This is a genomic window from Kitasatospora sp. NPDC088160 (assembly GCF_044741445.1).
Classification (GTDB): domain Bacteria; phylum Actinomycetota; class Actinomycetes; order Streptomycetales; family Streptomycetaceae; genus Kitasatospora.
The window spans coordinates 1-9,766 of the sequence record NZ_JBIUSS010000054.1; the positions used below are offsets into that span (position 1 = coordinate 1).

Here is a 9,766-nt window from a genome sequence, read left to right on the forward strand (position 1 = left end):
CTGGACGGTCGTAACGCTTCGTTGGGGGACGGGGTGCGGCGGGCGTTGGGGCGTGAGCCGCGGGACTTCGCCGACTTCGCCCGCGAGGCCGCCGCTTCGGGCGTGTGGAACGTGTGATCCGGCTCGCCGGTGGCGGCCCGAACAGGCCGCCACCGGGCGGGCGTCGGTCGTGTATCCGGACATAACAGTGGAGGTTTGGCCATGTCGGACGGCAAGCAGGTCTGGTCGAGTGAGCAGGGCGTGGGCTCGCTGCCCGGGCACATCCGGGGCTTCGGGCTGATGCACGTGGCGATGCGCCGGGACGCCGCGCGGCTGAGCGCGGCCGCCGCCCGGGGTTCGTCCGCGGGCGGCTGGGGCCCCGCGGCGGCCCTGGCGGACTGGTTCGGCCGGCTGCGGGCCGTCATCGACTGGCACCACCACAGCGAGGACGAGATCCTCTGGCCCTTCCTGCGCGAGCGGCTGGCCGGCTTCGACGGCGGCGGCATCCTGGAGCAGGACCACGAAGCGCTCGACCGGACGATGCGCCGGGTCGCGGACGTGCTCTCCGCCCGCCGGATCGCCGAACTGCCCGAGGCCGCGGCGGGGTTCGAGAACCTGATCCGCGAGCACCTGGGGCACGAGGAGCCGGTGGTGTTCCCGGCGATCGCGGGCCTGCCGGTGGACGAGTACCTGCGGGTGGAGCGGCGGATCATCCAGAGCGCGCCGGGGCAGGTCATGACGTACCTGCAGCCGTGGATGTTCGACGGCGCGGACGCGGCGTCCGTGCGGGCCGTGTCGGCCACCATCCCGGGCCCGGTGCGGCTGATCGGCCGTACGGTGCTGGAGCGCCGGTACCGGCGCACCCTGAACCCGGTTCTGTGACCGCCGGCCCCTTTCCAACTCCCCTGGACTCCTCCCGGCACTCGTCGCGGCACCCGGCACTCTCCGGTGCCGCAAGTGTCGTCGCGCGTAGCGGGGTTCCGGTTGTCGCGGTTCCGTTGCGGGCGGCACCGCACGGTGGGTGGTGTCGTTCGTTCCGCTGTTCGCCGGCGCCGCGTCCTGCGGGGCCGGGAGAGTGAAAAGGGGTCCTGTGATGCGTTCGGATCAGAGGTCGGCACCGGTGTCGTACGCGGTCCCGTCGGCCATCGGCGGTGTGCGGCCGGGGAGTTCACCGTACGGCGGAACCGCCGGGCAGGGCCGCGCCGCCGGGCCCGTCCTGGCGGGCGCCACCATCGCGATGGGCCTGATGGCGGGCCTGTTCTTCGCCTTCGACGTGTCGGTGATGCCCGGCCTCGCGGCCGGGGACGACCGGACGTACGTGACGGCGATGCAGCACATCAACTCGTCGATCGAGAACGGGATGTTCGGCCTGGTCTTCGTCGGAGCCTTCGCCGCCACCGGCGTGGCGGCCTGGCTCCAGCACAAGGCCGGCCGGCGCCAGGCGGCGCTGTGGGCGGCCGGGGCGACGGTGCTGTACGTGGTGGCGCTGATGGTCACGATGGGCGTCAACATCCCGCTCAACAACGAGCTGGCGGCGGCCGGCGACCCGTCCCAGATCCACGACTTCGCCGGCGTGCGCGCCAAGTTCGAGGGCACCTGGGTGGCCGCCAACATGCTCCGCACACTGCTCTGCACGGCGGGCCTGGCGGCCCTGAGCCGCTCGTTGGTCCTGCATGGCCGGTTCAGCCGCCTGGGCCGCTGAGCGGCCCGGCCGCGCGCCGCAGGGCTGCGCGGCCGCGGGGATGCCCGTCCGCCTCGTGCGGGCGGGCGTTCGTGCGTTTCGGGTGCGGCGGGCCTGCTGCCCCCGGGCTCGATGGCGGGGCGCCCGAGTGCGCCGGGGCGTGCGCCGGTGCGCCGGGCCAGTGCTGTCGGTCAAGTCACCTGGGACGTCCTGGACTTGGCGATCCGGGGGCTATGGGTGGAGCATGGGCGGGCCCGGTCGTTGCGGTGCGCTTGCGCCGTTGCCGGGCCGTACGGTGGTCGGCGTGTCCGGTGAGCTGGAGAGGGGGCGGGGTCTGTGGTGGCGGTGATACGTCCGTACCTGATCCGGGGGAGAGCGGTTCCCCTGGCCAGATATCTGGCGGAGGAGGACATCGAGGGTCTGGTGGCGTGTTCGTGCATCGGGAACGAGGTCACGATCGACCTCGTGGACACCCGGATCCTGGTGACCCTGGCCGACGTGGCGGGGGCGGTGCGGCTGAACTTCGACATGGTCCAGGACGGTCCGGCCAAGGCGCGTTCCTGGTCCCGGCGCCTGCCGGGCGACGCGGGGCCGGGCGAACTCGCGGCGCGGATAGCCGTGGACGTGCGGACGCTGGCCCGGGAACTGGCCCCGCTGCGGCGCAACCCCCCTCGCAGGCCGGGAGAGGGCGGGCGGTAGGGACGGCCGGCCCCGGGCCCGGCAGCGCCGCGCTGCCGGGCCCGGGGCCGTCGCCGTGGTGGACGCGCGTCAGAGCGTCACCAGCCAGGACAGGCTCCCGGTCAGGTGCTCGCGCAGCGCCGGGTCGGCCACCGCCGGGGTGGGGTCGGTGGCGACGGCCGTGAGCAGGTGCGGCCGGGAGCGGGGTCCGCCCGGGTGGAGGGCGGCGAGGTCGGGCGCGGTACGCCCGCGCTGTCCGGGCAGCTCGCGTCCGTCCAGGAACCAGCGCAGCCGGGTGCCCGGGACGGGCAGGTCGACGGTGAGGCGGCTGGCGGAGGTGAGCCGGGTGGCGGTGGAGACGGGACTCGTCAGCGGGGTCGCGTGACGGTAGAAGCCGGCGATCATCGCCTCCCGTCCGGGCAGGTTGAACTCCCGCCCGAGCGAGCGCATGATCGAGTTCTCGGTCGGCCGGTACAGCCCTGTCGGGTAGTAGCCGCCGCCCTCGTACGCGCCGACCGTCCCGCCGTCGGGTGACGTCCGGCCGAGCCAGCGGGACCACTTGGTGCCCTGGGCGCGCATCCGGTCGGCGGTCAGCGTACTGATGTTGGCCTCGGCCGGCTCCGCGCCCTGGTAGGTGCCCTGGCCGTCGTACGCGTACTCGTCGGCGAGCTTGCCCAGCGAGTGCCCGGTCTCGTGCACCGCGATCTGCCCGGACTTCGCGTTGCCGCCCGCCACGGTGGCGATGCCCTCGTAACCGAGCGGGGACTTCACGTCGTTGTAGCCCGCGCCGCCGTACTTGGTGCTGTTGGCCACCACGATCACCAGGTCCGCCTGCGGGGCCTTGGCCGCGTAGCGCTCGACCGCCTTCTCGTCCACGCAGAGCAGCCGCTCCACCCCGTCGCACCAGAAGTACGAGCCCAGCGCGGTGTGCCGGACGGTCGTCTGGTCCGGATCCCCGGAGACGCCCGACTCGGGCGAAACGGCCGACACCGCCCAGACGTTGAACAGGTTGCGGTAGGTGGCGTACGGCTCGACGGCGGTGATCTCGCGCCACTTCTCGGCCGCGTCGCTGCGGAACTTCTCCTGTTCCTGCGTCGCGTAGCCGTCGCCGATGACCACCACGTCGAGCTTGGCGGCCGGATCGCCGTTGCGCACCAGCGCGGTGACGTCGCCGTCGTCCTGGAGCGGGGCCACGCCCTGGGCGCGGGAGCCGGCCGTGTACGGGGAGCCGCCGGGGACGAGGGCCCGGGAGATGCCGCCGTCCTCGCCGAACACCTCGACCGGGTGCCGGCCGTCCGCCGGAGCGGCTATGGGGACGGCGCCCGTCGTGGGTCCGGGCGGGGCTCCGGGTGCGGCGAGCGCGGGGGCGCCGCCGAGGAGGGCCGCGGCCAGGGCGGCGGTGAGGAGGGTTGCGGCGGTTCTGGTCCTGCGGCTCCTGGTACTGCTGGGCATGGGTGGCCTCCCCGGTGGTGGCGTGAGCGGGAGGTGGCAGCCTATTTCCCATGTTGAGAACCTGACAACCTGTGAGGGGCATTCCGGATCCGCTCCGGGCCGCTACTCCGCGGACATCCCGCTGATGACGGAGACCGCGAGCAGCCAGGCCAGGACGGCCAGGGTCACGGTCACGGGCAGCGGCCAGTCCATCAGGAGGAGCATGGCGGCACCCACCAGCGTGGTGACCGCCACGGGTACGGACATCCCGGCCGAGATCCACCAGGAGCGCACGTTCGGCCCGAGCAGGCCGCCCGTGATCAGGGCCGTGCCCGCGCCGATCAGCAGCGCCAGCTTCAGGATGGCCAGCCACAGGGTGTGCGGATTGCGCGCCCGGTGCCCCTGGTGGTCGACCTCGACCACCTGGCCCCTCCAGACCGTCAGGTTCACGACCGTGTCGATCCGCACGTCGTCGTAGAACGCCTCCCCGACGTCGTAGGTGTCGGTCGGAGCCTTCTCGCGGGCCACGGTCAGGGTGTACGAGGTCGAGTCGCCGTCCCGCTCCGCCGCCCTCTTCGTCACCCGCCCGCTCTCCCGCAGCGTGCAGTCCACCCCGGGCCCGATCGCCGGAGCGCCGCAGACCGGGGCGCCGCGGTACGCCCACCCCTCGTGGTACGCGCCGACGAACCGCGCGAACCCGAGGCCGACCGCGGACAGTCCGAGCAGCATGAGCAGGGCCTGCGCCACGACCCGCGGCGTCAGCGCGGTGGCCCGCCCGCGCGGCCGGGCGTCCTGCGGGCCCGGCGGCTTGCCGAACAGCGTCATCGGACTCCCCCTCGTCTGGACGTCGGTCGCCATGCGGGCCGACGCCCCGGCACGCCGTGGGCCGCTCCGGGGGCGGCACGGACTTGGATGATGCCAGGGACGCGTGCGGGGCGGGAGGAACCCGGCACCGCTGTAACGGACTTGTGCCATGCCGGGGGTGCGGGAGGTACGCCGGTGACCGCGTGTTTTCGGTCGTTCCGGGCACGGGCGGACAACCCCTCGGCCCCTCCGCCCGGGCGGGTCCCCCGATCCCGACCCGGACCCCGACCCTGGCCCCGACCTCTCCCGGGCCGGTTCCCGGTCACGCGTCCCAGGTGACCGGGAGGCTCTTCACCCCGTAGATGTCCGCGGCCTCCGGCCGCAGGCCGACCTCCTCCGCCGGTACGGCCAGGCGCAGCGTGGGGAAGCGCTTGACGAGCGCGGTGATCGCGACGCTCAGCTCGACGCGGGCCAGCTGCTGCCCCAGGCACTGGTGGACGCCGTGGCCGAAGGCCAGATGCCCGGCGTACTGCCGCCGGAAGTCGAGCACGTGGGGATCGGCGAAGCGCTCTGGGTCACGGTTGGCGGTGTTGTACGACAGGATGACCGTCGTGCCGGCCTTGATGGTCTGGCCTCCCAACTCGACGTCCTCCAGCGCCGTCCTCATGAACGACTTGGCGACGCTCAGGTACCGCAGCAGTTCCTCGACGGCCCGGCCGGTGAGCGTCGGGTCGGCGCGCAGGTCGGCCAGCTGCGCCGGGTTCTGCAGCAGCGCGAAGGTGCCCAGCGCCAGCATGTTCGCGGTGGTGTCGAGCCCGGCCGCCAGCAGGATCAGGCTGACGCCCCTCAGCTCCTCATCGGTGAGGTCGCTGTCCATGAGGTCGCTGAGCACGTCGTCGGTGGGGTTCGCACGCTTGGCGGCCACCAGCTCCGCGAGGTACTGCTGGGTCGCCGTGTAGGCCGCGATCAGCTCCTCGTCGCTCGTCTCCCCGTTCACGAACGAGTCGATCTGCTCCTGGAAGGAGCCGCGGTCCTCGTACGGCACCCCCAGCAGCTCGCAGATCACGATGGCGGGGATGGGCTTGGCGAACGCGGTCACCAGGTCCGCCGACGGCCCGGCCGCCTCCATGGCGTCCAGGCACTCGGCGGTGATCTGCTCGACGCGCTCGGCGAGCAGCCGCATCCGCCGCACGGTGAACTTGCCCACCAGCGGCTTCCGGTAGCGCCCGTGCTGCGGGTCGTCCATGAGGAGGAACTCGCCGGGCGGAGCCGGAGGAATCTCGAAGTCGCCCACGTTGATGAGCTCCTTGCGCGAGCTGAACCGCGGGTCGGCCAGGACCGACCTGACCAGCTCGTACCCGGTGATCAGCCAGCCGGCCGCCCCACCGGGGTGGGTGTAGCGGCTGAGGGGGCCGTGCCGTCGGGCGTCGGTCAGCTCGGCCGGCGGGTCGAAGGGGCAGCCGGGCGGGCGCGCCGTCGGCAGCGTGGTGACGGTGTGGACGGATTCACCCATGACCGTTCCTCATCTCGCGGAAATGCGTCTTCGGGACTCTTCGAAAGCTACGTTGCATTCAGCATGGTCGCAATTGGTCGAAGCAGTTATCCCAGGTGAACAGCGGTAAATTGATGCAATGACGCTGAGGTCGAATGCAATGCCGCATTGCAATGGATGAATGCGAAGGCAATACTGGCGGCATGCCAGGAGGACGACTGACCCAGCAGGACCGCCAGCGCATCGCGGCCGGACTCGCCGACGGGCTCTCCTACGCCGAGATCGCCAGGCGGCTCGCTCGGCCGACGTCGACGATCAGCCGGGAGATCGGGCGCAATGGCGGCCCCAGCGGCTACCGGCCCGAACAGGCGCACCGGGCGACGGTCCAGCGCGCGCGGCGCGGCACCCCGGCGCCGCCGCCCGCGGACGGGCCCTCGGACAGCCCGACGGGAGAGGAGATCATCGAGATGGCGGTCAGGACGGGGCTGCCGAGGATGACGGCGCGCGTGCACATCGACCTGCTGCTGTCCGAGGACGGCAGGCGCACCGCGGCCGAGCTGACCCGCAGGCTGAACGTCAGTGCGGCCTCCGTCTCCGTGGCCGTGAACTACCTGGTCCAGCACGGGTACGTCCGGCGCGAACGCGATCCGCAGCGGCGTCGCGACATCTACGTGGTCGACGACGAGGCCTGGTACCACTCGATCATGATCGGCTCGCGGGAGACGCTCGGGACGGCGCGGATCGCGATGACGGCCGCGGCGGAGTTCGGGCCCGACAGCCCCGTGGGGCAGCGGCTGGCCAGGGGCGGGACGTTCCTGGAACGCGTCATCCGGGACATGATGGAGTCCGCCGACCGCTGGCGTCACCTCCTGACGTGACCTCGTGGCGCGACCTCGTGGCGTTGCGTCAACTCGCTGTCCCCGCAGGCCAGGTGCCCGTCCGGCCCGGCCTGGTCCGGCGAGGGGGAGTGCCGGCCCGGCCGACTCGGCGCCGGGGTAGATTCCCGGGCATGACGACCACCGACCCGCTGAGCCCGGTCTCCCGTACCGCCCTGTCCGTCGCGCTGGTGCGCGCCTACGAGAGCTCCCGCCCCGAACCGCTCTTCACCGACCCCTACGCCGCCGCCTTCGTCACCGCCTCCGGCATGCCGATGCCCACCTCGGGACCGGCGAGCGGCCTCGCCAAAGGCCTGGTGGTCCACGGCATCCTGCGCACCCGCTTCTACGACGACCGCCTGCTCGCCGCCGGCGCGGACCAGGTCGTCCTGCTCGCGGCAGGCCTGGACGCCCGCGCCTACCGGCTCGACTGGCCGGCCGGCACCCGCCTCTTCGAACTCGACCTCGCGCCCGTCCTGACCTTCAAGCAGCAGGTCCTGGACGAACTCGGCGCCGACCCGGCCGGCGAACGCACCACGCTGCCCGGCGACCTGCTGGACCCGGACTGGCCGCGCCGCCTCGTCGAAGCCGGCCTCGACCCGGAGCGGCCCACCGTCTGGCTGGCCGAAGGACTGCTGGTCTACCTCACCGCCGACCAGGCGGCCGGCCTGCTCACCGCCGTCGGCACCCTCTCCGCCCCGGGCAGCCGACTGCTGCTCGAAAAGGGCCGGGACGTGACCAGTACCCCGCAGGACCCGGCCCTCGCCCACATCACCGACCTGTGGCAGGGCGGCCTCGGCCCCCACACCCACGAGTGGCTCGACGCCCACGGCTGGAACACCCGGCTCACCCTGCTCGACGAGGTCGCCGCCGCGTACGGCCGCCCCTTCCCGCCCGGCTCGGGCCCGAGCACCACCGGCTTCATCGAAGCGGTGCGCACCGGCGACAACGGCCTGGACAGCCCTGCGCGTTGAGGACGAAGGCCCAGGTGGGGCAGACGGGGCAGACGGCGGCGTCGGCGATGAGCGTGAGCGTGTGGGCCAGTGCCATGGGCCGGGCTCCTTGCCGGTCGGGTGGTCCCTCTGACCGATCCGTCGACTGTCCCCTCGGTGCTGCGGTGCTGCGGTGCTGCGGTGCTGCGGTGCCGCGGTGCTGCGCGCTCAGCCGGTCGTGGTCCCGTGCGGGATGGTGAGGGCGGTGAGGAGGACGGCATCGGTGCTGGTCCAGCGGCCGTGGCAGCGGCCGGGCAGGTGGGGGTGGTGGGCGGTGAAGGTGCGGTCGGGGTGGAGGCGCACGGAGATGCCGGCCAGCCCGGTCCAGCGTCGGGTGAGCGGGTAGCAGGCCTTGTAGGTGGCCTCCTTGGCGCTGAAGAGCAGTCGGTCCCAAGGGACTTGGCCGTGAGGTAGCCAGCCGATCCGGTGACGCTCGTCCTCGGAGGCGGTGAGGGCGAGGACCCCGTCGGGGAGCGGCAGAGCAGGCTCGGCGTCGATCCCGAGCGAGATGACATCGGCCGCGTGCGCCGCAGCGCAAGCGGTGTAACCGTCGCAGTGGGTGATGCTCCCGACGGTCCCCGACGGCCACTCGGGGGCCCCGCCCGGCCCCGGGAGCAGCGGGACCGGAGGGTGGCCGAGCTGGGCGAGAGCACGACGGGCGAGCGTACGAGCGGCGGTGAACTGCCGCTGCCTGCGGGGCGATCGGCCACTGATGTGGGCGCGCTCCGCAGGAAGGAGCGCGCCCTGGGGCGGCGGCCCGAAGGCCTCGGTGCAGTGGACAGTTGGTGGCAGGAGCCTGCCCAGCTCGGTGGTCAGGGAGGTGGTGGTCACCGCTGCGACGTGAGTGTGAGCTGGTGGATCTGGCGGGCGATTTGGTGAGGGGCTTCGAGCGGGAGGATGTGGCCGGCGTCGTCGAGGGTGTCGACGGTGGTGTTGGGGAGGTGGGTTTGGAGGGTGCGGATGTGGGTCTGGCCGACAGAGGTGTCGTGGGTGCCACGAAGGATCGTGGTGGGGGTGGTGATGTTCCGGAGGTGGGGGGTGTGGTCCATGGTGCTGGTGGAGGCGAAGGTGGTGAGACGGGTGTGGGGGTTGGTGTTGGCGAAGAGACGGCGGTTGGTCTCCTGGGTGTGAGCGGGGGTGTTGGGGTGGAGGGTCTTCTTGAGGAGCTGGCGGCCGAGCCGGGGGCTCTTGAGGGCGCGCTGGAAGGCCTTCGTCTTCATGATGCGGAGTTCGCCCGGAGGGGTCTGCTGGTCGTCGGCGGCGCTGGCGGCGAGGAGGAGGCCGACGAGGCGCTGGGGCGCGGTGCGGGGGGCGTCGGCGTAGAGCTGGGTGGCGTAGGCGAGCGCGGCGTAACCGCCGCCTGAGTGGCCGGCGATGACGACGGGACGGTGAGGGGCGAGGGCGTCGGCGACGGTGGCGAGGTCGTGCCCGAGTTGCTGGATGGTGAGGGCCTTGTCGCCAAGGGTGCTGGTGCCGTGGCCGCGCTGGTCGTAGGCGACGACGGTGTGGCCCTGGGCGGCCAGCAGTCGGGCCGTGGCGTGCCAGACGGTGTGGGTGGCGCCCCAGCCGTGGGCGAGGACGATCAGGGGCGTGCTGGTGGGGGTGGTGTCGTGGGGGTCGATGTGGGCGGGGTGGTGGATGGCGACGGTGAGGCGGGCGCCGTCGGGGGTGGTGGTGGTGAGGTCGGTGATGGTGATGTCAGTGGTGGTGGTCACGAGGTGCTCCTGTCTGCGTCTGTGGTGTTTGTGTTGTGTGTGAGTTGGTGGTTGAGGTTGGTGAGGGCGTTGTGGGTGGCTTTGGTGTGTTGGTTGGGGATGGTGTGTTTGGGGAGGAG

Annotated in this window: 10 protein-coding genes and 1 pseudogene; 6 read left to right on the forward strand and 5 right to left on the reverse strand. The window is 72.6% G+C overall.

Annotation, left to right across the window (positions count from 1 at the left end; genetic code table 11):
- The 4 genes and pseudogenes from ACIOGZ_RS41710 to ACIOGZ_RS41725 form a co-directional block, all read left to right on the forward strand.
- Nucleotides 1-117 (forward strand): annotated as a pseudogene (locus ACIOGZ_RS41710) (NmrA family transcriptional regulator); the annotation flags it as partial.
- An 84-nt stretch (nucleotides 118-201) separates the two neighbouring features.
- Nucleotides 202-861 (forward strand): hemerythrin domain-containing protein, encoded by a 660-nt coding sequence (locus ACIOGZ_RS41715; RefSeq protein WP_400807885.1) that lies wholly within the window; start codon nucleotides 202-204, stop codon nucleotides 859-861.
- 211 nt (nucleotides 862-1,072) lie between these two features.
- Nucleotides 1,073-1,681: an anthrone oxygenase family protein gene (locus ACIOGZ_RS41720; RefSeq protein ID WP_363589724.1), complete on the forward strand. Its 609-nt coding sequence runs from the start codon at nucleotides 1,073-1,075 to the stop codon at nucleotides 1,679-1,681.
- A 444-nt stretch (nucleotides 1,682-2,125) separates the two neighbouring features.
- Nucleotides 2,126-2,359 carry a hypothetical protein gene (locus tag ACIOGZ_RS41725; protein ID WP_380425384.1) on the forward strand — a complete coding sequence of 78 codons (234 nt, stop codon included), beginning with the start codon at nucleotides 2,126-2,128 and terminating at the stop codon, nucleotides 2,357-2,359.
- A 69-nt stretch (nucleotides 2,360-2,428) separates the two neighbouring features.
- Here the strand turns inward: ACIOGZ_RS41725 and ACIOGZ_RS41730 are convergent, their stop codons facing one another.
- The 3 genes from ACIOGZ_RS41730 to ACIOGZ_RS41740 form a co-directional block, all read right to left on the reverse strand.
- Nucleotides 2,429-3,790 carry a M64 family metallopeptidase gene (locus ACIOGZ_RS41730; RefSeq protein WP_363589596.1) on the reverse strand — a complete coding sequence of 454 codons (1,362 nt, stop codon included), beginning with the start codon at nucleotides 3,788-3,790 and terminating at the stop codon, nucleotides 2,429-2,431.
- A gap of 102 nt (nucleotides 3,791-3,892) precedes the next feature.
- A complete protein-coding gene (locus ACIOGZ_RS41735; protein WP_363633643.1) occupies nucleotides 3,893-4,594 on the reverse strand; it encodes a hypothetical protein in 702 nt (233 codons plus the stop codon).
- Nucleotides 4,595-4,895: 301 nt separating this feature from the next.
- Nucleotides 4,896-6,086, reverse strand: coding sequence for a cytochrome P450 (locus tag ACIOGZ_RS41740; RefSeq protein ID WP_363589600.1), 1,191 nt, complete (start codon nucleotides 6,084-6,086; stop codon nucleotides 4,896-4,898).
- A 182-nt stretch (nucleotides 6,087-6,268) separates the two neighbouring features.
- Between ACIOGZ_RS41740 and ACIOGZ_RS41745 the strand changes: the two genes are divergently transcribed.
- Nucleotides 6,269-6,943, forward strand: coding sequence for a helix-turn-helix domain-containing protein (locus ACIOGZ_RS41745; RefSeq protein WP_400807876.1), 675 nt, complete (start codon nucleotides 6,269-6,271; stop codon nucleotides 6,941-6,943).
- 131 nt (nucleotides 6,944-7,074) lie between these two features.
- Nucleotides 7,075-7,914 (forward strand): SAM-dependent methyltransferase, encoded by an 840-nt coding sequence (locus ACIOGZ_RS41750; protein ID WP_400989885.1) that lies wholly within the window; start codon nucleotides 7,075-7,077, stop codon nucleotides 7,912-7,914.
- 186 nt (nucleotides 7,915-8,100) lie between these two features.
- Here ACIOGZ_RS41750 and ACIOGZ_RS41755 read toward each other — a convergent pair whose 3' ends face one another.
- The gene (locus ACIOGZ_RS41755) at nucleotides 8,101-8,763 is read right to left on the reverse strand and encodes a 4'-phosphopantetheinyl transferase (RefSeq protein ID WP_400989887.1); all 663 of its coding nucleotides are present in this window, start codon (nucleotides 8,761-8,763) and stop codon (nucleotides 8,101-8,103) included.
- The gene (locus tag ACIOGZ_RS41760; protein ID WP_400989889.1) at nucleotides 8,760-9,647 is read right to left on the reverse strand and encodes an alpha/beta fold hydrolase; all 888 of its coding nucleotides are present in this window, start codon (nucleotides 9,645-9,647) and stop codon (nucleotides 8,760-8,762) included. Before ACIOGZ_RS41760 ends, ACIOGZ_RS41755 begins: the two co-directional genes overlap by 4 nt.
- Nucleotides 9,648-9,766 lie beyond the last annotated feature (119 nt).

Excerpts from the sequence above, each read along its gene's own strand:
- ACIOGZ_RS41745 (WP_400807876.1), top strand. The coding sequence starts at position 6,269 with ATGCCAGGAGGACGACTGACCCAGCAGGACCGCCAGCGCATCGCGGCC.
- ACIOGZ_RS41715 (WP_400807885.1), top strand. The coding sequence starts at position 202 with ATGTCGGACGGCAAGCAGGTCTGGTCGAGTGAGCAGGGCGTGGGCTCG.
- ACIOGZ_RS41740 (WP_363589600.1), bottom strand. The coding sequence starts at position 6,086 with ATGGGTGAATCCGTCCACACCGTCACCACGCTGCCGACGGCGCGCCCG.
- ACIOGZ_RS41720 (WP_363589724.1), top strand. The coding sequence starts at position 1,073 with ATGCGTTCGGATCAGAGGTCGGCACCGGTGTCGTACGCGGTCCCGTCG.
- ACIOGZ_RS41735 (WP_363633643.1), bottom strand. The coding sequence starts at position 4,594 with ATGACGCTGTTCGGCAAGCCGCCGGGCCCGCAGGACGCCCGGCCGCGC.
- ACIOGZ_RS41750 (WP_400989885.1), top strand. The coding sequence starts at position 7,075 with ATGACGACCACCGACCCGCTGAGCCCGGTCTCCCGTACCGCCCTGTCC.
- ACIOGZ_RS41730 (WP_363589596.1), bottom strand. The coding sequence starts at position 3,790 with ATGCCCAGCAGTACCAGGAGCCGCAGGACCAGAACCGCCGCAACCCTC.